We start from the raw sequence: 20135 nt of genomic DNA on the forward strand, positions 1-20135 counted from the left end.
ATCCCTCTCATGCTCCCGAAGCCGACCGGTACGCACCGGCGTTGCGCACGAACAGCTCGTGCAGGTCGCGCACGGCCCGCGGGACGGAACCGGCGTGCCGGCGCTGCAGGACCAGCAGCACCTCGGCGCCCTCCTCCGCCAGCGGCCGCACGGTGATCGTGCCCCGCCGCTCCAGCGGGTCCCCGACGACGCTGAAGTCCGGCAGCACCGTCGCGCCCAGTCCTTCCGCGACCATCAGCTTCCCCATCTCCGCACCGTCGGTGGAGTACGAGAAGGCCGGGGCCCGGCCGCGCAGCAGACGGTGCAGGAAACGATGCATCACATAGCCGGACCGCATCACGACCAGCGGCTCGGCCAGCAGGCTGTCCGTGTCCACCCGCTCCAGGGCCGCGAGCGGACTGTCGGGCCGCACGCACACCACGGGCCGGCCCCTCAGGAGCTCGGTGGTCTCGAACCCGGGCGGCAGGTCGTCGCCCTCCAGGTAGTTCACCAGGCCCAGGTCGAACGAGCCCTCCAGCAGCCCGCGATGGATCCCGGACTGCTGCGCGCCCACCAGCTCGACCTGCGTGAGCGGGTGCGAGGAGCGGAACTCCCGCACGGTCGGGATGACCAGCGGAACCGTGGCCGTGTTGACCGTCCCGAGCCGGACCATGCGGCTGATGCGGTGCTGGTCGCCGGCCGCGCCGCGCAGCCGGTCGACCGCGTCGAGGACGCTCATGATGTGGGGGAGCAGCTCCCGCCCCTCGTCGCTGATCTTCGCCCCGGACCGTTTGCGCTCCAGCAGATCCACCCCGAGCTCCCGCTCCAGGTTGCGCACGGTCTCGCTGAGCGCCGGCTGGGACAGATGCAGTTCCTCGGCAGCACGCCGCAGCGACCCCAACCGGGTGACGGCGGCGATGTATTCGAGCTGTTCGATGCGCACGGCACGAGATTGCCGAGCGCACCGTGCCGGGTTCAAGGGAATACCTGTCACAACCTCGTGAATACCGACGCCCAGCATGTGAAATCAGGCCGGGCATTCTTGACCGGCCGGACGGGGCGCTGCTTTGATCGAGGACATGAAGCGACAGGATCTCACGCGGCGACGCCACGTCGACCTCGCGCGTGTCTGCAGCTCCCGCTGTCGCTGTCGGGCCTGAGCGCACCGAGGGAAACCCTCGCATCCGCGCCCCCCGTCCCTCCCTTCCGTGAATTCCCGTCCCGGCCGCGTCCCTGTGTGACGGCGGTTTTCCCGGGACCGCCGCCCCGACGCGCCTGAATTCCGGAAGTCCCTCATCACGCTTTCGCGCAGCATGCGCCGGCCAGGAGATTTCCCATGCCCGAATTCCCCGCAACCGACCCCGTCCGCTTCGCCTACTGGGTGCCGAACGTCAGCGGCGGCCTGGTCACCAGCACCATCGAGCAACGCACCGACTGGGGCTACGACTACAACCGCGAACTGGCCGTGCTCGCCGAGAACAACGGCTTCGACTACGCCCTCAGCCAGGTCCGCTACATGGCCAGTTACGGCGCCGAGTACCAGCACGAGTCGACCAGCTTCAGCCTCGCCCTGCTCCTCGCCACGCAGCGGCTGAAGGTCATCGCCGCCGTCCACCCGGGGCTGTGGCACCCGGGTGTCCTCGCCAAGCTCGGCACCACCGCCGACCACCTCTCCGGCGGCCGCTTCGCCGTCAACGTCGTCAGCGGCTGGTTCAAGGGCGAGTTCACCGCCCTCGGCGAGCCCTGGCTGGAGCACGACGAGCGCTACCGCCGCGCCGAGGAGTTCATCACCGCGCTGCGCCGCATCTGGACCGAGGACCACGCCGAACTCGCCGGTGACTTCTACCGGCTGCGTGACTTCTCCCTCAAGCCCAAGCCGCTCAGCACGCCCGAGCGCCCGCACCCGGAGATCTTCCAGGGCGGCAACTCCACCGCCGCCCGCGCCATGGCGGGCCGCGTCTCCGACTGGTACTTCAGCAACGGCAAGGACTTCGACGGCGTCACCGAGCAGATCACCGACGTCCGTGCCTCCGCAGCACAGGCGGGCCGCACAGCACCGAAGTTCGGCCTCAACGGCTTCCTGATCGCCCGCGACACCGAGGCCGAGGCCCGCGAGACGCTCCGCGAGATCGTCGCCAAGGCCGACACGCCCGCCGTCCACGGTTTCCGGGACGCCGTCCGCCAGGCCGGGCAGTCCACCGCCGACCGCAAGGGCATGTGGCAGGACTCCACCTTCGAGGACCTCGTCCAGTACAACGACGGCTTCCGCACCGGGCTGATCGGCACGCCCGAGCAGATCGCCGAACGGATCGTCGCCTACAAGCGGCTCGGCGTCGACCTCTTCCTGCTCGGCTTCCTGCACTACCTGGAAGAGGTCGAGTACTTCGGCAAGCGGGTGCTGCCCCTGGTGCGCGAACTGGAGGCGCAGCAACCCGAGTTCAAGCCGGCCGCCGCCGCACACGTCTGACCACCCCCCAACGAGAGGAAGACGCCCCATGAGCACCGTCGCCCGCACCGACTGGCGGACCGCCCCCGTCCCCGAGGACGCCGAGGGCTGGATCAGCCGCGCCGCCGAGGTCGCCGCCGTCCTCGCCACCGACGCCGCGGCCCGGGACAAGGCCGGCGCGACCCCCCACGAGGAGGTCCGGCTGCTGAAGGACTCCGGCCTCGTCACCCTGCTCGGCCCCGTCGAGCACGGGGGAGGCGGGCAGGACTGGCCCACCGCCTACCGCGTCGTGCGGGAGGTCGCCAAGGCGGACGGCTCCATCGGCCAGCTGCTCGGCTACCACTACCTGTGGAACTGGGCCGCCCGGCTGGTCGGCACCCGCGAGCAGTGGGAGCAGGTGGAGGCCGAAGCCGCCCGCAACCGCTGGTTCTTCGGGGGCGCCGTCAATCCGCGCGACGCCGACGTCATCGTGCGCGACGAGGGCGACACCCTCACCTTCACCGGCCGCAAGACCTTCTCCACCGGCAGCAAGGTCTCCGACGTCACCGTGCTCGAAGGCGTCCTGGAGGGCACCGAGGACCACGTCTTCGCCATCGTCCCCTCCGACAGCGAGGGCCTGACCTTCCACGACGACTGGGACAACATCGGCCAGCGCCTCACCGAGAGCGGCGGCGTCACCCTCGACGCCGTGCGCGTCCCCTGGTCGGCCGCCGCCGGATACGTGGACAAGCGGTTCCGGCCCCGCGTGTACAACACGCTGAACATGCCGACCATCCAGCTCGTCTTCGTCAGCTTCTACCTCGGCATCGCGGCCGGCGCCCTGGAGACCGCCGCCACCTACACCCGCGCCAAGTCCCGCCCCTGGCTGCACGGCGGCCACGACCGGGCCGTCGACGAGCCGTACGTCCTCGACACCTACGGCGACCTCACCGCCAAGCTGTGGGCCGTCGAGGCCCTGGCCGACACCGTGGCCGCCGAGGGCCAGAAGCTGCACGACGACCCCGATGCGGTCACCGAGCAGGCTCGCGGCGAGTTCGAGGTGCGGGTGGCCGCGGTCAAGGCCCGCGCCACCGACGTCGCCCTGGAGATCACCAGCCGCATCTTCGAGGTGACCGGCGCCCGCGCCACCGCCTCCGCCGAAGGCCTCGACCGCTTCTGGCGCAACGTCCGCACCCACACCCTCCACGACCCCGTCGCCTACAAGCGCCGCGAAGTCGGCCGCCACGTCCTGACCGGCGAACTGCCGCAGCCCACCTGGTACTCCTGAGAGGTCCCACCCATGGCCACGATCCTGTCCGTCTCCGGCAGCCCCTCCGCCACTTCCCGCACCGCACGCCTCCTGCGCCACCTGGACCAGCGGCTCACCGCGCAGGGACACGAGGTGATCCCCTTCGACGTCCGCGACCTGCCCGCCGAGGCCCTGCTCGGGGCGGACTTCCGGCACCCGGCCATCGTCCAGGCGACGGCGCTGGTCGAGCGGGCGGACGGGGTCGTGGTCGGCACCCCCGTCTACAAGGCCGCCTACTCCGGCCTGCTGAAGTCGCTGCTCGATCTGCTGCCGCAGTACGCCCTGGCCGGCAAGACGATCCTGCCGCTGGCCACCGGCGGCTCCGTCGCCCACGTCCTGGCCATCGACTACGCGCTGCGCCCCGTCCTGAGCTCCATGGGCGCCACGCACATCGTCCCGGGCTGGTTCACCCTCGACAAGGACATCACCGCGGGCGACGACGGCACCCTGACCGTCGCGCCCGGCTCGGCTGAGGCCCTGGCGCAGGTCACGGACCAGTTCTCCGCCGCCCTCGGCGGCCGCACGACCCTCCTGGCGGCCACCGGATGAGCACCGCGCACGTGATCGCCGACGACGAGGAGGCCCTCGCGGTCGCCGCCGCACTCGCCGCCGAGTTCCGCGAGGGCGCCGCCGAGCGGGACGCCCGACGCCGGCTGCCGCACACGGAGCTGGACCGGCTCTCGGCGTCGGGGCTGCTCGCCGTGTCGGTGCCGGCCGAGTTCGGCGGCGCGGACGTCGGCGCGGACACGCTCGCCGGGATCTTCCGGCGGCTGGCCGCCGCCGACGCCAGCCTCGCCCAGATCCCGCAGAGCCACTTCGTGTACGTCAACGTGCTGCGGCGGCAGGGCACCGACGAGCAGCGGAAGTTCTTCTTCGGCGAGGTGCTGGCCGGCAGGCGGCTGGGCAACGCCCAGTCCGAGGCCGGAACCCGGCACGTGCAGGACCTCCGCACCCGGCTCGTGCCGCGGCCGGACGGCTCGTACGTCCTCGACGGCGTCAAGCACTACTCCACCGGTGCCCTGTTCGCCGACTGGATCCCGGTCCTCGCCAGGGCCCGGGACGACACCCTGCACGTCGCCTACGTGCCACGGGACGCCCCGGGGCTCACCGTGATCGACGACTGGGACGGCATGGGTCAGCGCACCACCGCCAGCGGAACCGTCCACCTGGAGTCGGTCCCCGTCCCCGCCGACCGGATCGTCCCGCACCACCTCACCTTCCGCGGACCGCAACTGCACGGCGCGATCGCCCAGTTGCTGCACGCGGCGATCGACACCGGGATCGCCGCCGGCGCACTGGCCGAGGCGGTGGAGTTCGTCCGGGCCAAGAGCCGCCCCTGGTTCGAGAGCGTCGAGGAGGGACATGCCACCGCCGCCGAGGACCCACTGCTGATCCAGCAGTTCGGTGAGCTGGCGATCCGGGTCCGTACGGCCGAGGCGCTGCTGCGCGAGGCGGCCCGCACGGTCGACGCCGCGGACGCCGACCTGACCGACGACTCGGCCGCCGCGGCCTCCGTCGCGGTGGCCACCGCCAAGGTGGCGGCGGCCCAGGCGGCCGTGGAGCTGGGCAGCGCCCTCTTCGAGGTCGCCGGGACCCGCTCGGCGCTCGACTCCGCGGGCCTGCACCGCCATTGGCGGGACGCCCGCACCCACACCCTGCACGACCCGGCCCGCTGGAAGGTCCAGCACATCGGCCGCTACGTGCTGAACGGCACCAGACCGCCCCGCCACGGACTTCTCTGACCCCCCTCCCAGCGCACCCGATCGGAGCCCTCGCGTGTCCCTGACCTTCCACTGGTTCCTGCCCACCAACGGCGACAGCCGCCATGTCGTCGGCGGCGGCCACGGCACCCCGGCGACGGAGACCGGACGCGACCGGCCGCCGACGGTCGGCTATCTGAGCCAGATCGCCCGCGCCGCCGAGGACCTCGGCTTCGTCGGTGCCCTCACCCCGACCGGCGCCTGGTGCGAGGACGCCTGGCTGACCACGGCCATGGTCAGCCAGCGCACCGAGCGGCTGAAGTTCCTCGTCGCCTTCCGGCCCGGATTCGTCTCGCCGACGCTCGCCGCGCAGATGGCCTCCACCTTCCAGCGCCAGACGGGCGGACGCCTGCTGCTCAACGTCGTCACCGGCGGCGAGAGCCACGAGCAGCGCGCCTACGGCGACTTCCTGGACAAGGACGCCCGCTACCGCCGTACGGGCGAATTCCTGGCGATCGTCCGCGAGTTGTGGGCCGGCAAGACCGTCGACCTGCACGGTGAGCACCTCCAGGTGGAGGACGCGCGCCTCGCGCGGGTGCCCGAGCCCGTGCCCCAGGTCTACTTCGGCGGCTCCTCGCCGATCGCCGGAGAGATCGCCGCCCGGCACGCCGACGTGTACCTCACCTGGGGCGAACCGCCCGCACAGGTCGCCGAGAAGATCGCCTGGATACGGGCGCTGGCGGCCCGGGAGGGCCGCGCCGTCCGCTTCGGCATCCGGCTGCACGTCATCACCCGGGACACCTCGGAACAGGCCTGGGCCGAGGCGAACCGGCTCCTGGCCGGCTTCGACGCGGAGACCGTGGCCTCGGTCCAGGCGGGGCTCGCCCGCAGCGAGTCGGAGGGACAACGGCGCATGCTCGCCCTGCACGGCGGCGGCAGCCGTGACCGCCTGGAGATCCACCCCAACCTGTGGGCCGGCATCGGCCTGGTCCGCGGCGGCGCGGGCACCGCCCTGGTCGGCAGCCACGACGAGGTCGCCGAGCGGATCCAGGAGTACGCGGCCCTGGGCATCGAGGAGTTCGTGCTCTCCGGCTATCCGCACCTGGAGGAGGCGTACTGGTTCGGCGAGGGAGTCCTGCCCCGGCTGCAGGCCCGGGGGGTGTGGCAGCACCCCCTCGGCCGGCCGACGGCCCCCTCCGCGCAGGTGCCCTTCGCCGACGCGGGACGTCCCTGAACGCACCCCCTCCCCGCAACCACCCAGACCGAAGGAGAACGCGTGAGCCCGTACAGAACCCGTCCCGCCGCCGTCGCCCTGGGCGCGGCGGTGCTGCTGGCCGCGTCCGTCGCCGCGCCGGGGGCCGCCGCGGCCGATCGCAGCACCACCGCGCTCACCTGGTACGACGCGACGGCCGCGACCGTCGCTGTCGCCGGGGCGCCCACCCAGATCACCAACAGCCGCACTTGGGCGATCGGTTGGCTCGCCGCGGCCCGGGCGACCCGGAGCGTGCCGGCGGGCGTGGAGCGCGGCCCCTACCAGGAGGCGGCCCTGGCCGCGGCCGTGCACCGGGCGCTGGTCACGCTCGTGCCGAGCCGGACCGAACAGCTCGACGCGACGTACGAGAAGACACTCGACGCCGTGCCCGACGGTCCTGCGGAGCGGCGCGGGGCCGCGGCGGGCGAACGGGAGGCGAACCTGCTCGTCGCGGCGCGGCAGGGCGACGGCCTCGACCCCGGCTCGGTCAACGCGCCCTACCCCGTACGGCCCGCGGCGCCCGGCGTGTGGCAGCCGACGCCCCCCGCCTACGCCCCGGCGGCGCAGTACGGCAACCGCCTCGCCGAGCCGTTCGTCCTCACGGCGGGCGACCAGTTCCGGCTCGGCCCGCCTCCCGCGCTGGACTCCGCGCGCTACGCCGCCGACCTCGCGGAGGTACGGGCGTACGGCGGCGCGGACAGCACGGCACGCAGCGCCCACCAGACCGAGACCGCCACCTTCTGGCTCGGCTCCTCCCTCACCCTCTACACCGAGCCGCTGCGCGTGGCCCTCTCCCGCGCGCAGCAGGGGCCGGCCGGACAGGCGCGGCTGGTGGCGCTCTTCCATGTGGCGCTCGTGGACACGCAAATCGCCACCTCCGACAGCAAGTACGCCTACGAGCGCTGGCGTCCGGTGACGGCGATCCGCACCGGCGCCCTTGACCCCGACCCGGACTGGACGCCGCTGCACGCCACCCCCGCGCACCCGGACCACCCGAGCGGCCACACCACCTACTCGGGCGCGGCGGAGACCGTGCTGTCGGCGCTCGTGGGCCCGCGGACCGCCCCGTTCGACCTGACCAGCCCCACCGCGCCCGGGGTGACCAGGACGTACACCACGTGGCGGCAGCTGTCGGGGGAGAACGTCGAGGCCCGCGTCCTGTCCGGCATCCACACCCGCTCCGCCGACGAGGCCGGCCTCACGCTCGGCAAGGAGGTGGCCCGGTACGTCCTGCGCCACGCGGGGCGCCTCCTGGGACCGGCTCGGGACGCGGCCGCGGGCAGCCGCTGACGAGTGCCTCCCGGCCGGTCACATGACCGGCCGGACCTCGCCCGAAAAATCCGCTTTACCACCGTTTTGGCCTAGCAGGGATGGTTAATCGAGGAGGGTGCGTACGGAACGGACGCCGAGCGGATCCACGGGCGGTGCCTGAGGGAGAGGACTCATGAGCGAGATGGCGAAGGTGAGCACCGGTCGTGCTCAGCAGGCCGGGCAGACGGCGAAGCAGGAGGCGTCGGCCACGGCCGGACAGGCCCGGCAGGGCGCCGGTGAGGTCGTCGGAACGGCCACCGAGCAGGTCAGAGCCGTCACCGGCGAGGCCCGGGCCCAGGCCGGAGCGATGGCCGGAGACCTCCGGGCGCGGGTCACCGAGGAGGCGGACCAGCAGGCACGCCGGGGAGCACAGGTGGTGCGGCAGTGGGCGGACGACCTGTCCGGCCTCGCCGAGCGCGCCGATGCGGACACCCCCGCGAAGAGCCTGGTGGCGCAGGTGGCGGACCGAGGCCATCGTGCCGCCGACTACCTGGACTCGCGCGGAGTCGGCGGTCTGGTCGGAGACCTGGAGGACTTCGCGCGTCGGCGCCCCGGAGCCTTCCTCGGCGGCGCGGTGCTGGCCGGCATCGCGGTCGGACGGCTCGCCAAGGCCGGCGGCAAGGCGAACGGCTCCGGCCCGCGCCCGGCCGGAGAGCTGGGTACGCCCGGTGCGGGCCCGGAGGAACAGGTGCCGGGCCCGCCCGGCACGGCAGGCCTGCCCGAGGTCGCGGCGCCGCCGCAGCCGCCGCAGCCGCCGGGACTCCGGGAGGTGTGAGATGGCGTCGCTCATGCCGCACGCCCCGAGGACACGTGTCGCCAAGCACCGCGGGGAGGAGGACAGCTCGATGGGAGAGCTGCTGTCGACGGTCACGTCGGACGTGCAGCAGCTGCTCCACCAGGAGGTCGAACTGGCCAAGGCCGAGGTCCGCGAAGAGGCCACCAAGGCGGGCAAGGCCGCCGGGATGTTCGGCGGCGCCGGTTTCGCCGGCTACATGGTGGCCGTCCTGCTGACCCTGGCGGCGATGTTCGGCCTGGCCAACGTCATGGACCTGGCCTGGGCCGCCCTGATCGTCACCGCCGTGTGGGCGGTGATCGGCCTGGTCCTCTACCGCCGGGGCCGGGCGCGGATGCGCACCGTGTCGCCCAAGCCGGAACAGACCATGGAGACACTGAAGGAGGACCTGCGATGGGCACGGCACCCGACCGGATAAGGGCCGACATCGAGTCCACCCGGGAGCGACTGTCCGAGGACGTCTCCCGGCTCGCCGACCGGGCCCGCCCGCGCCAGGTGGTACGGCGCCGCACGCGGCGCGCCCGCGGCGCGCTGCACGGAGTCAGGGAGCGGGTCATGGGCAGCACCGCGGAGATCACCGGACAGACCGCCGATCGCGGCCGGCAGGCCGCCCGGTCGGTTCAGGACACCACCGGCCAGGCCGCCGGGAAGGTCACCGACACCGCTCGCCAGGCAGCGGGACAGGCCGGCGAGGCCGTGCGGCAGGCCCCCGAGCAGGCGATGCGGCAGACCGAGGGCAACCCGCTCGCGGCGGGCCTGATCGCCTTCGGCGCGGGACTGCTGACCGCCTCGCTGCTGCCCACCTCGCGGGCCGAGGAACAGGCGGCGGACCGGGCCGTCCAAGCCGCCGAGCCGGTGAAGCAGGCCGCGCTGGAGTCCGCGCAGCAGCTCAAGGAGGACGCCACCCAGGCGGGCCGCCAGGCCGCCCAGGAGGTCAAGGACACCGCCTCCGAAGCCGCCCGGACCACCAAGGAACAGGCGGCGCAGCAGGCCGGTCAGGTCACCGACCAGGCCCGGCGATCCGCGCAGAGCACGGCGCAGGAGGCGCGCGGTCAGGGGAGCGGCGGGTAACCCCGGCGGCGCGTGGGCGGTGCCGTGCCGTGCCGCGGTGCGGGCGGCCTGCGGGAGTGGGCGGGACACCCCGCCCACTCCCGCGTGCCGGTGGGCCACACGGAACCGGTCGACGCCCTGAGCGCCCGCGGCACCGACACCGCCGGACGCCATGTCAGCCGCAGGTACCGGTGCCCTGCGCTGCCAGGTGCTCCTACCCGGCGCCGGGTCGGTGGCCCTCGGGTCAGCGGCCGACAGTCGCGGGTCCGGCGGGCGTGTCCCCGCGCAGCGTGATGCGGTGCATGACGCGATGCGTGTCGCCGTAGTCGCGGTTGGCGTAGTGGGCCGTGCTGCGGTTGTCCCACAGGGCGACGTCCCCTGGCTGCCAGCGGTGCCGCACCACGTGCTCCGGCTTGGTGAGATGCGCGTACAGGATGTCCAGCAGGCCCCGGCTCTCGTGTTCCGAGACGCCCACGATGTGCGAGGTGAACCCGGGGTTCACGAACAGTCCCTTGCGCCCGCTCTCCGGGTGCACCCGAACCACCGGGTGCTCCACCGGCTCCAGGGCGGTGAACACCTCGCCCTCCCACAGGTTGCCCCGGCCCTGACGCCGCTGGGCGAGGTAGTAGCCGAACTCGCGACTGCCGTCGTGCACGGCGGTGAGCGTGTCGACGTAGTCGCGCAGGCCCGGTGACAGGGACTCGTAGGCGAGCTGGCTGTCGGCCCAGTTCGTGTCGCCGCCCACGGGTGGCAGCACCACGGCGCGCAGGACCGAGATCGCAGGGGGCCGCCGCACGAACGTCACGTCCGTGTGCCACACGTCGGCGAACCCGTTGTCCTGGCTGTCCAGGGAGTACACCTCGGGCGGCACGTCACCGGAGTCGTGGACCGGGTGCCCGACGGTGACCTCGCCCAGACGCCTGCCGAATTCGATTTGCGCGGCGTCGTCGAGTCCGTGCTGCCCTCGCACGAAGAGCACCTTGTACGCCACCAGGGCCTCACGCAACGCCAGCACCTGGGCGTCGTCGAGGCGAGAGAGGTCGATGCCGTCGATCTCGGCACCGAAACCGGGCCCGAGCCGGGTCAGGGGCAGTCGGGCCACGGCCGGCCGCTCGCTGAGAACGCTCACTTCTGGATCCTTTCGGTCTGTGCGACAGGGGAATCAGGCCGCTGCCGCGGCCTTCACGGCGTGGGACACCTGCGCGCGCAGCTCCGCGAACTCCCGCGAGCCGCGCAGTTCCTCGGAGTCGACGCCGCCGCGCGGCAGGGTGATCGGCAGGTCCAGGGCCACGGTCCCGGGACTCCTGGTCAGCACCACGATGCGGGAGCCGAGGAACACCGCCTCGTCCGCCGAGTGCGTCACGAACACCGCGGTCCGCCCGGTCCGTTCGGTCACCCGGCGGAGGTCCTCCTGCAGCCGCTCCCGGGTCAGCGCGTCCAGCGCCGCGAACGGTTCGTCCAGCAGGAGCAGCGGGTTCTCCGCGGCGAGCGCCCGGGCGATGGCGACGCGTTGCTGCTGACCGCCGGAGATCTCCCAGACGCGCCGCTCCTCGGTGCCCTCCAGGCCGACCCGGGCCAGCAACTCCGCGCGCCGCTCGGGCCGGCGGGCGCGGTCCACGCCCGCGTACCGCAGCGCCAGGTCGATGTTGCCGCGGACGGTCCGCCAGGGGAACAGTCGCGGTGTCTGGAACACCACACCGGCCGTTTCACCGGGTCGCGGTGCGGCGCCGGAGACCAGCACCGAGCCGTGCGTGGGCCGCTCGAATCCGGCGATCAGCCGCAGCAGCGTGCTCTTGCCGCAGCCGGAGGCACCCACCAGGGCGAGGAACTCCCCGGCGGGTACGGTCAGATCGACCGGTCCCACGGCGGTGAAGGTCTCGCCGCCCCGGCCGTACCGGTGGGTGACGTGGTCGAGGCGGACCGTTCCCGCCCGCGAGGTGTCTGTTCCGGCCCCGGCTGCGGTCGTCTCACTTGAGGACATCGGGGAGCCCCTTGAGGTAGAAGGCCTTGCGGACGACGTCCTCGGACGGCGCGGCGGGGATCTGCTGCTGGCCGGCCAGGAACGCGCCGGTGTCGGTGACGTGGGTGAGCAACTCGCCGGGGCTGCCGTCCGTGCCCAGCCAGTCGGCGGAGACCACCTGCTCCGGGGTCAGGAACACACCCTGGGACAGCTGTGCCTCGGCGTCCTTCTCGGGGATGCCGAGTTCGGCGGCGACCGCCTTGACCGTGCCCTCCGGGTCGGACCTGATCAGGCGCAGGGCCTCGGCCTCCGCCTTGCGCCAGGCGTCGATCGCCCCGGGGTCCCGGGCGATCAGGTCGTCCGACACCACGGCCAGGTCCAGCGTCGGCTTGCCCGCCGCACCGATCTGCTTGCTGCTGGTGAGCTGGGTGCCGGTCTGGCGCAGTTCGTCCAGGGTCGGCAGCCAGACGTAGGCGGCGTCGATGTCGCCGCGTTGCCAGGCGGCGAGGATGGGCTGCGGTTGCAGGTCGACGAGTTCGACGTCCGACGGCTTCAGGCCGGCCGTCTCCAGCGCCGCCAGCAGGCTGTAGTGGGACGTGGAGGCGAACGGCGTGGCTATCTTCCTGCCCTTGAGCCCGGCGACCTCGGTGATGCCGGTGGCCTTGCGCGCCACCAGCGCCTCGTTCTCGCCGGCGACGTCGAGGATCCACGCGACCTTGTACGGGATGGGTGAACTGCCGGACACCCCACGGGCGAAGGGGCTGGAGCCGAGTGCGGCGATGTCGAGGGACCCGCCGATGAAGGCCTGGTTGACGCCTGCGCCGGAGTCGAACTTGATCCAGCTGATCTCGTGGTCCGGCAGCGCCTTCTCCAGCAGCCTTCCGTGCTTCACGATCAAGTCGCCGCTGGGGAAGGCGAAGTAGCCGATGCGCAGCCGTTTCGAGCCGCCGGACGTGGACGCCTCACTGCCGGAGGAGCAGCCGGTGACGGCGGCGGACACCGCGGCCAGGGCCCCGGCGAGGAGGAGGCGGCGGGACGGGCCGTGCGAGGCAGGGGACATGGGAGAGCCGTTTCTGTGCGGAGGGGCGGGAGGCAGCGGAAGGCAGGGGAGGAGCCGGGAGGGAGGCGGGCGAGAAGGCGGGCGACTAGGCGCGGCCGCGCCAGGGGACGGTCACGCGTTCGAGCCGGAGCAGCAGGCCGTCGATGATCAGCCCCGAGAGGCCGATGGCGATGATGCCGACGAGCACGACGGGTGTGTTGTTGTAGTTGGCGGCGTCCTTGACCATGCCGCCGATCCCGGGCAGGCCGTTGACCAACTCGGCGGCGACCAGGGACGAGTAGGCCACGCCCACGGCGAGCCGGACTCCGGTGAGGGTCTCCGGCAGGGCGGACGGGACGACGACGTCCCTGACCACGGCCCAGCGGGACGCGCCGAGCGCCCGGGCGGCCTCGACCAGGTGCTTGGGCACGGCGGCGACGGCCGTGGTGGTGGACACCGCGACGGGCGGGAAGGCGGCCACGGCCAGCAACGTGACCTTCGGCTCCTCGTCGATGCCCAGCCAGATGACGAGCAGCGAGAAGTACGCCAGCGGCGGCAGGGTGCGCAGGAACGTGATCCAGGGTTCGAACAGTGAGCGCACCCAGCCGACGGTGCCCATCAGCAGCCCGAGGACCACACCGGCGACGACGCCGATGCCCGCGCCGAACGCGATGCGCCGCAGGCTGATGCCGAGGTGCTCGACGAGCGTGGTGCCGTTGTAGCCCCGGATGCCGTCGTGGGTGGTGGAGACGTCGACGAACGCGTCCCACACCCTGGCCGGCGGCGGGACGAGCGTCTCGCTCCACGTCCCGCTCGCCGCGAGCAGCTGCCACAGGAGGACGAAGAGCAGGAGCGAGCCCAACGGCAGTGCGGCAGGGCGCACCCGCACCCACACGCCCCGGGCCGGCGCGCGGGGTTCGGGCGGCACGTCGGCCGGTTCTGCGGGTTTGAGGAGAGCGGGAGTCGTGGACACGGGGGGTCCTCCAGGGGCCCGGGGGGCAGGGGCGGCCGCCCCCGCGCGAGCAGGGGTGGCGGCGGTCCCGGGGTGGGGTCAGGCCGAGTGAAGGGGAGCGGGCGCGCGTTCAGCGGCGGAGCGCGGCAACAGCCCCGGTGCGGGTGGCGTCACCGCACGGCAAGGGCGTCACAGAAGGGGTTCAGCGACAACACGAGCCCGGGCGTCGGCACAGGTCGATGACCAGGCGTCGCACCAAGGACTCGGAGTTCATGAGGCATATTTCTACCGCAGTCACGTCCCGGCACCAACAGGCGTCCACTTCCTGGAACACACCGCCCGGCGCCCGGCGCCGCGCGGGTTCCGCCGGGTGAGGCGTGGAAACGGCGCATCGGGGTAACCGCCCGCTGGACGGAAGGGCCGCGGCACCTGGGGAGGTCGACGCGGCCCTTCCCTTTCGCTCCCGCAGCCGGGCCGGCCTTCCGCCGGCACACGGCGATCCGGACCGCGCTTGACCCTCTCCCCGGGGGAGAGTCCAAGGTCGCGTCCATGAACAGCACAGATCTCGACGGTCGCAGCGCGGTGGTGGCGGGCGGCAGCAAGGGAGTGGGCCTGGCGACGGTACGCCGGCTCCAGGCGGCGGGAGCCCGGGTCGTGGCCCTCGCCCGGACGCCGACGCGGACACCGGGCGTCGAGTCGGTCCAGGCCGACCTCACCACCCCCGAAGGCGTCTCCACGGCCGCCCGGACGGTCACCCGGCTCGTCGGTGCCCCGGACGTCCTGGTGCACGTGGTGGGCGGATCCCGCGCCCCGGCCGGGGGGTACGCCGCGCTCGACGACGACACCTGGGCCGGGGAACTCGCCCTCAACCTGCTGCCCGCGGTCCGGCTGGACCGTGCACTGATCCCGGCCATGACCGACCGCGGGACGGGCGCGATCGTGCACGTGACGTCCATCCAGCGCCGCATGCCGCTGCACGAGTCGACGCTGGCGTACGCCGCGGCCAAGAGCGCCCTGACCACGTACAGCAAGGGATTGGCCGGCGAGTTGGCGCCCGCCGGTCTCCGGGTCAACACCGTCGCTCCCGGCTTCATCCGCACCGACGGCGCGGAGGACCTGCTGAGCCGTCGGATGAAGGAGAACGGCGGCACCCGGGAGGCGGCCCTCGCCGACCTCATGCACGCCCTCGGCGGCATTCCGCTGGGACGACCCGCCGAGCCGGAGGAGGTGGCCGAGGCCATCGCCTTCCTGGTCTCCGACCGGGCGGGGTCCGTCACCGGCAGCGAACTCGTGGTCGACGGCGGCACCCTCCGCACCGTCTGATCCCGACCGATCCCAACCGACCGCAACCGACCCCAAGGGGAGTGGAGATGCAGGACGCACAGCGATGGGCCGCCGAGTACTTCGCCGCGGCGGCGGACACCGATCACGAGCGCTACGCGGCCCTCTTCGCCGAGGACGCCGTCGTCCACGACGAGGGCCGGACCCACCGGGGGATCGCGGCCGTGCGCCGCTGGCGCGGCGAAGTTCCGGCCGTGGCGTACGACCTGCGCGAGGCCGCCGGCACGGCGGCGGCCTGCCGGGCCGTCGCCGAGGTGTCGGGGGACTTCCCCGGCAGCCCGGTCACCCTCCGGTTCACCTTCGAACGCGATGCCCGGGGGAAGATCACTCTGCTCGACATCGAGCCCGTGACGTGACGGACGTGTCCGGATCCGGTCCCCGGCCGGACCCGGACACCCACGACGAGGAGGACGACATGGACCGGCGACTGACCATCGGGGAGTTCTCCCGCATCACGCACCTCAGCATCCGGGCACTGAGGCGCTACCACGAGCAGGACCTCCTGGTGCCCGCCGAGGTGGACCCGGTCACCGGCTACCGCTACTACACGCTCGCCCAGGTCGGAGCGGCGCTGACCATCCGGCGGTTCCGGGAACTCGACCTGCCGCTCGCGGATCTGCGGACCTACCTGCGCGCCGAGGCCGCCGGCGAGGAGGCCGCAGGCCGCGGCGCGCAAAAGATCGTGGCGGCTCATCTGCGCCGGCTGGAGGACCGGCTCGGCCGCACCCAGCGGGCGGCCCGGGCCCTGCGCGAGCTGCTCGACCCGGAGGCCGCGCGGACCGTGAGCATCGACGTCCTGCCGGCCCAGCGCGTGCTCGCCGTGTCCCTCGACGTGCCGCCCGGATCCGACTTGAGCTGGTACGACACCGCGATGCGCGAGCTGGACGCGGTGGCCGGGCCGCGGCCCGTGCTGCCGCCCGGGGGCCGCTACGAGCACACCCTCTTCACGGAGGGCCACGGCCACGCGACGGTGTACCTCCCCGCGGAGACGCCGCTGCCGCCGGGAGCGCCGGCCGCCGTGCGCGAGCTGTACCTGCCCGAGCGGACGGCCGCCGTCACGACCCACACCGGCCCGCACGACGACCTGGACCTCGCCTACGCGGCCGCGGGGTCGTACGCCCGCCGCGAGGGCATGGCCGCGCACGACCTCGTCGAGGAGGTGTACCTCATCGGCCCGCGCGACACCGACCGGCCGGATCAGTGGCGCACGCTCGTGGCCTGGCTCGTCGACCCCGGCGCGACACCCTGAGCCCGGGCGGCCGCCGGGCCCACGCGGTGCCGCGGCACGGACCGGATGCGGGGCCGCTGTCCCGCCGTACCGTGAGACCGGCCCCGGCACCCGGCCGACCTGCGAGGGGCCCGGCGCCCGGCCATGCGTCCGGCTCGCCGCACGGCCCGTGTCCGGCTCGCCGCACGGCGCATCCGGCTCGGCGCACGGCCCGGCCTTCGGCAGTGGCTACTTGCTCTGCAGCCTCCCCAGCGGGTGAGGGGCCTCCTCCAGGGCCGTGGCCGCCGCCTTCCAGGCGGTGTCGTCCAGCTGGAGGGCGTGGCGCAGGTAGGCCGTGGAGAGTTGCTGGAGCAGGGCGACGCGTTCGGGACTCTCGTCGGTCGTCTCGGCGACCTCGTAGCCGGGGATGCCACCCAGTGAATGCTCCGCGCCGAACAGGGTGAGCAGGGTCTTGCCGCCCGGGCTGTGGGTGTAGGGGTCGGTGAACCAGTCGGGTCCGCGCATGGACAGAGGGGACCGGTCGCTGTCGCCGGCGACGATCAGGGCCGGGGTGGTCATGGTGGCGAAGGAGGGCCTCATGAAGGGGAAGTGCTCGGCGGCGAAGGGCGTCAGGTCGTCGCCGAGACCGGTCAGGGCGAGCAGGACACCGGCCTTGACGCGGGTGTCGGACAGGTCCTCGCCGGGAACGCCGTCGGGTCCGAGGACCCGCGCGCCCAGCAGCGTGCTCGCCGTCTGGGCTCCCCAGGAGTGACCAGCCACGGCGACGCGGTCGCGGTCGAGGCGCCCGGCGAGGCCCGGCACGGCGGCTTCCAGCATGTCGAGTCCGTCCAGCACGCGCCGGAGGTCCTCGATGCGGATGCGCCACATGTGCGGCGTGCGCGGGTCGTCGGCGGGGAGGGCGAGTGTCCTGGAATCGAGGTGGGTGGGCTGGACGACGACGAAGCCGTGGGCCGCCCAGTGGTCGGCGAGCGGGGCGTAGCCGTCCATCGACCAGCCGAAGCCGTGCGAGAAGACGATGACGGGCAGATCGCCGCCGGTCACGGGGGCGGACACGCGGACGCGCAGGTCCACGCCGCGTCCCGGCGCGGGCAGCACGACGGGCTTCGCGGACAGCACCGTGACGGGCGCGTCCGGGGTCTGCGGGGTGGGCACGGGGTTCGCGTCGGGCATGGAGGGGCCTTCTCTCGGCTCTCGGGAGCCGCTCATGGGCAGGCCACATCGCCCCGTGGGCGGACGGGCGCCTGGTCGACCGCTTCCGGGTCTGTCATCATGAGCGAAGCGGAACGTTGTTCCACTTACGATACGGAACGCTGTTCCGTTTCGCAACGGCACGGAAGGAAGTCCCGGTGGACGAGCACGACGAGCGCGACGAGCAGGACGAGCGCGACGAGCACGACGCGCGCGCGGCAAGCCCGGCGAAGTCCCGGCGCAAGGACGCCCGGCGCAACCAGCAGAACCTGCTGGACGCGGCCGCCAGGGTCTTCGCCGCTTCGGGCGTGGAGGCGCCGGTGCGCGACATCGCGGCCGAGGCGGGCGTCGGGACGGGCACCATCTACCGTCACTTCCCCACGCGGTCCGACCTCGTCATCGCCGTCTACCGGCACCAGGTCGACGCCTGTGCCGAGGCCGGTCCGGCCCTGCTGGAGGCCGGACCCACCCCGCACGCCGCCCTGGAACGGTGGGTCGGCCTCTTCGTCGACTTCCTGGTCACCAAGCACGGCCTGGCGGCCGCGATGCGGGGGGACAGCACCGGCTTCGAGACGCTGCACGCCTACTTCCTCGACCGCCTCCTGCCGGTGTGCGGCCGGCTCCTCGACGCCGCCGTCACCTCCGGCGAGATCCGTCCCGGCCTCGATGCCTGCCAACTCCTGCGCGGCATCGGGAACTTGTGCATCGGAGCCGACGGCGACTCCCGCTACGACGCACGCCGGATGGTCGGCATCCTGGTCGCGGGACTGCGCCGGGAGGAGTGAGTGAGGGGCCGCCGGCCGGCGCGGCGGCGCTCAGGCCGTGCGGCAGAGCGCCGCGGGAGCGACCGCTGCCGGGCTCCGGAGTGGGGGCGGGCAAGGGGCGGTGGTGCGGCCGGTGGCCACGGGTCGCGCATGGTGCCGGGCGAAGACGACCAGGCGCAGCACGGCGAACCGCGCGACACCGGCCAGTGCGGAGGCGGACAGATAGACGGCCTGTTCGAGCGCCGCACCGGGCCCCGGCACCACCTGGGGCAGGGCGAGCATCGCCGCGCAGGTCACCGCGTAGGCGGCGACCGCCGACCCGGCCGACTGTGTGTGCTGGCGCCAGGTCGCGTGCCGGCCCGCGCCGAAGGTGAAGCGGGCGTGCAGCTCGGTGGCCAGGAGTGTGGACGCCGTGGTGACCAGCGCGTTGGCCGCGACCCAGGGCATCCAGGCGGCGAGGGGCACCACGGCGAAGCTGGAGGCCACTCCCACCCCGCCGCCGAAGAGCGCGAAGCGCACGAAGGCGGTGAGGGTGCCGGGTCTTGTGCGCTGTCCCCGTGCTGTCTCCATGATCCCCCCGATCGCCCATGCCGTTTCGTCAAGTGGAAACGCTACGTTGCGTTCGAGGGTTAAGCAACTCATTTATTGCACTTGCGGCATGCATGCGCAGGTCAGGGCCGCTAAATCATTGCAATGGTTCGCTGTGATGCAACTACTCCCTCTCTGACCGCATTGCAATGAAAGAGAGTCAAGGCAACAGGTCCCTCACGCATGGGACAGAGCGAACGAGACCAGGAAGCCGCCGACGGTCACCAGCCCGATCGCCAGGTGAGCCTCCTGGAACGCCTCGGGAATCATCGTGTCGGCGATCATCGCCAGGATCGCGCCCGCGGCCACGGCCGTCACCGCCGCGATCACCGCCGTGGAGAAACCGCCGACCACGGCGTAGCCCAGGACGGCCGAGAGCGCGCTCGCCGCGGCGATCGCCCCCCAGACGCCGAAGACGTATCCCTTGCCGCGACCGGCCTTGCGCATGCCGGCCGAACTGGACAGCCCCTCGGGGATGTTGCTGATGAACACCGCCGCCACGGTGACCGCGCTGACGGCGCCCCCGTTGAGCAAGCCGACCCCGATGACCGCGGACTCGGGAACACCGTCGAGCAACGCGCCCAGCGCCAGGGCCAGGCCCGATCCCTTGTCCTCCTCCTCGGAGGGCTGCGCTTGAGCGGGGTGGTGCCCGGAACGTTTGCGATGCCGGGCGCCGCGGCGTGCCAGCAACAGGTTCCCGGCGGTGTAGGCCAGGGCCCCGGCCAGCGTGCCGAGGGCCGCGGGGACGAGCCCGGCCTCCTCGTAGGCCTCACCGACCAGTTCGAACGAGACGGCGGAGAGCAGCACGCCCGCGCCGAAGGCCATCACCAGGGCGATGACCTTCTGCGGGACACGCAGCCGGTAGCCGAGCACCGCTCCCAGCAGCAGGGCGGAGCCGGCCACGATTCCCCAGCCGCCGGCTTGGATCACTTCAGGCATGCAGCCTCGTCTACCCCCGCACGGGGCCGTTCCACCTGCTCATGCCTACGACGAGGAGCACGTCGACGCCCGCGCCGCCTTCGTGGCGGCCCGGCTGCGCGAGCGTCACGCCTCGCCGGCCATGGCGCGGCCCCGCCGACCGCTCCGACGCGGCCCACGAACGCGGCGACCGCCCGCGTCACCACGACAGTCTGCCCTTCCGCGGCGGCCCGTACCGAGCCGCGAACGGGCGAAGTTGAACGTCGGGCGAACACTGGTGTCACAGCCGTGACGGGCTGTTCGGGCAGACATACGGTGACCCCACCATCGGAGCTCTG

At 73.1% G+C, this 20135-nt stretch carries 21 protein-coding genes; 13 read left to right on the top strand and 8 right to left on the bottom strand.

Going from position 1 to position 20135, the window contains the following annotated elements; all coding sequences use genetic code 11:
- Positions 1-7: 7 nt before the first annotated feature.
- Positions 8-922, bottom strand: coding sequence for a LysR family transcriptional regulator (locus ACIGAQ_RS07085; protein WP_399779715.1), 915 nt, complete (start codon positions 920-922; stop codon positions 8-10).
- Positions 923-1315: 393 nt separating this feature from the next.
- Between ACIGAQ_RS07085 and sfnG the strand changes: the two genes are divergently transcribed.
- The 9 genes from sfnG to ACIGAQ_RS07130 all read left to right on the top strand — a co-directional run bounded on the left by sfnG (position 1316) and on the right by ACIGAQ_RS07130 (position 9840).
- Positions 1316-2446 (top strand): dimethylsulfone monooxygenase SfnG, encoded by a 1131-nt coding sequence (gene sfnG, locus ACIGAQ_RS07090; RefSeq protein ID WP_399779717.1) that lies wholly within the window; start codon positions 1316-1318, stop codon positions 2444-2446.
- Positions 2447-2474: 28 nt separating this feature from the next.
- Complete coding sequence (locus tag ACIGAQ_RS07095; RefSeq protein WP_399779719.1) at positions 2475-3692, top strand: acyl-CoA dehydrogenase family protein; 1218 nt, start codon at positions 2475-2477, stop codon at positions 3690-3692.
- Positions 3693-3704: 12 nt separating this feature from the next.
- Positions 3705-4262, top strand: a complete 558-nt coding sequence (gene ssuE / locus ACIGAQ_RS07100; protein ID WP_094051430.1) for an NADPH-dependent FMN reductase — start codon at positions 3705-3707, stop codon at positions 4260-4262.
- Positions 4259-5455 carry an SfnB family sulfur acquisition oxidoreductase gene (locus tag ACIGAQ_RS07105; RefSeq protein ID WP_399779721.1) on the top strand — a complete coding sequence of 399 codons (1197 nt, stop codon included), beginning with the start codon at positions 4259-4261 and terminating at the stop codon, positions 5453-5455. The genes ssuE and ACIGAQ_RS07105 overlap by 4 nt, the downstream gene beginning before the upstream one ends.
- Before the next feature lie 34 nt (positions 5456-5489).
- Positions 5490-6647: an LLM class flavin-dependent oxidoreductase gene (locus ACIGAQ_RS07110; RefSeq protein WP_399779723.1), complete on the top strand. Its 1158-nt coding sequence runs from the start codon at positions 5490-5492 to the stop codon at positions 6645-6647.
- A gap of 42 nt (positions 6648-6689) precedes the next feature.
- Positions 6690-7955, top strand: a complete 1266-nt coding sequence (locus ACIGAQ_RS07115; RefSeq protein ID WP_399779725.1) for a vanadium-dependent haloperoxidase — start codon at positions 6690-6692, stop codon at positions 7953-7955.
- 154 nt (positions 7956-8109) lie between these two features.
- Positions 8110-8751: a hypothetical protein gene (locus ACIGAQ_RS07120; RefSeq protein WP_399779727.1), complete on the top strand. Its 642-nt coding sequence runs from the start codon at positions 8110-8112 to the stop codon at positions 8749-8751.
- Between the two features lies 1 nt (position 8752).
- On the top strand, positions 8753-9187 hold the full coding sequence (locus tag ACIGAQ_RS07125) for a phage holin family protein (RefSeq protein ID WP_311686113.1): 435 nt from the start codon (positions 8753-8755) through the stop codon (positions 9185-9187).
- On the top strand, positions 9163-9840 hold the full coding sequence (locus tag ACIGAQ_RS07130) for a DUF3618 domain-containing protein (protein ID WP_362284442.1): 678 nt from the start codon (positions 9163-9165) through the stop codon (positions 9838-9840). Before ACIGAQ_RS07125 ends, ACIGAQ_RS07130 begins: the two co-directional genes overlap by 25 nt.
- A 223-nt stretch (positions 9841-10063) precedes the next feature.
- On the opposite strand, the gene ACIGAQ_RS07135 is transcribed toward ACIGAQ_RS07130, so the two are convergent.
- The 4 genes from ACIGAQ_RS07135 to ACIGAQ_RS07150 all read right to left on the bottom strand — a co-directional run bounded on the left by ACIGAQ_RS07135 (position 10064) and on the right by ACIGAQ_RS07150 (position 13791).
- Entirely contained in the window at positions 10064-10948 is an 885-nt protein-coding gene (locus ACIGAQ_RS07135) for a TauD/TfdA family dioxygenase (RefSeq protein WP_362284439.1), read from the bottom strand.
- Between the two features lie 33 nt (positions 10949-10981).
- The gene (locus ACIGAQ_RS07140; RefSeq protein WP_399779730.1) at positions 10982-11800 is read right to left on the bottom strand and encodes an ABC transporter ATP-binding protein; all 819 of its coding nucleotides are present in this window, start codon (positions 11798-11800) and stop codon (positions 10982-10984) included.
- Positions 11787-12839, bottom strand: a complete 1053-nt coding sequence (locus tag ACIGAQ_RS07145) for an ABC transporter substrate-binding protein (RefSeq protein ID WP_399779732.1) — start codon at positions 12837-12839, stop codon at positions 11787-11789. Before ACIGAQ_RS07145 ends, ACIGAQ_RS07140 begins: the two co-directional genes overlap by 14 nt.
- Positions 12840-12924: 85 nt before the next feature.
- On the bottom strand, positions 12925-13791 hold the full coding sequence (locus ACIGAQ_RS07150; protein ID WP_399779734.1) for an ABC transporter permease: 867 nt from the start codon (positions 13789-13791) through the stop codon (positions 12925-12927).
- A gap of 528 nt (positions 13792-14319) precedes the next feature.
- Here ACIGAQ_RS07150 and ACIGAQ_RS07155 point away from each other — a divergent pair.
- The 3 genes from ACIGAQ_RS07155 to ACIGAQ_RS07165 are packed head-to-tail and all read left to right on the top strand — an operon-like array spanning position 14320 to position 16360.
- The gene (locus ACIGAQ_RS07155; protein ID WP_399779736.1) at positions 14320-15093 is read left to right on the top strand and encodes an SDR family oxidoreductase; all 774 of its coding nucleotides are present in this window, start codon (positions 14320-14322) and stop codon (positions 15091-15093) included.
- A 47-nt stretch (positions 15094-15140) separates the two neighbouring features.
- A complete protein-coding gene (locus tag ACIGAQ_RS07160; RefSeq protein WP_399779738.1) occupies positions 15141-15467 on the top strand; it encodes a nuclear transport factor 2 family protein in 327 nt (108 codons plus the stop codon).
- Positions 15464-16360 carry a MerR family transcriptional regulator gene (locus ACIGAQ_RS07165; RefSeq protein ID WP_399779740.1) on the top strand — a complete coding sequence of 299 codons (897 nt, stop codon included), beginning with the start codon at positions 15464-15466 and terminating at the stop codon, positions 16358-16360. The genes ACIGAQ_RS07160 and ACIGAQ_RS07165 overlap by 4 nt, the downstream gene beginning before the upstream one ends.
- A 207-nt stretch (positions 16361-16567) precedes the next feature.
- On the opposite strand, the gene ACIGAQ_RS07170 is transcribed toward ACIGAQ_RS07165, so the two are convergent.
- The gene (locus ACIGAQ_RS07170; protein WP_399779742.1) at positions 16568-17509 is read right to left on the bottom strand and encodes an alpha/beta hydrolase family protein; all 942 of its coding nucleotides are present in this window, start codon (positions 17507-17509) and stop codon (positions 16568-16570) included.
- A gap of 287 nt (positions 17510-17796) precedes the next feature.
- On the opposite strand from ACIGAQ_RS07170, the gene ACIGAQ_RS07175 reads away from it, so the two are divergent.
- A complete protein-coding gene (locus tag ACIGAQ_RS07175; protein WP_399780705.1) occupies positions 17797-18312 on the top strand; it encodes a TetR/AcrR family transcriptional regulator in 516 nt (171 codons plus the stop codon).
- 30 nt (positions 18313-18342) lie between these two features.
- Here the strand turns inward: ACIGAQ_RS07175 and ACIGAQ_RS07180 are convergent, their stop codons facing one another.
- Entirely contained in the window at positions 18343-18861 is a 519-nt protein-coding gene (locus ACIGAQ_RS07180; protein ID WP_399779744.1) for a hypothetical protein, read from the bottom strand.
- A 195-nt stretch (positions 18862-19056) separates the two neighbouring features.
- Positions 19057-19818 carry a ZIP family zinc transporter gene (locus ACIGAQ_RS07185; RefSeq protein ID WP_311686091.1) on the bottom strand — a complete coding sequence of 254 codons (762 nt, stop codon included), beginning with the start codon at positions 19816-19818 and terminating at the stop codon, positions 19057-19059.
- Between the last annotated feature and the right edge of the window lie 317 nt (positions 19819-20135).

Source organism: Streptomyces sp. NPDC085932 (genome assembly GCF_044540525.1).
In the GTDB taxonomy this organism is placed as follows: Bacteria; Actinomycetota; Actinomycetes; order Streptomycetales; family Streptomycetaceae; genus Streptomyces; species Streptomyces levis.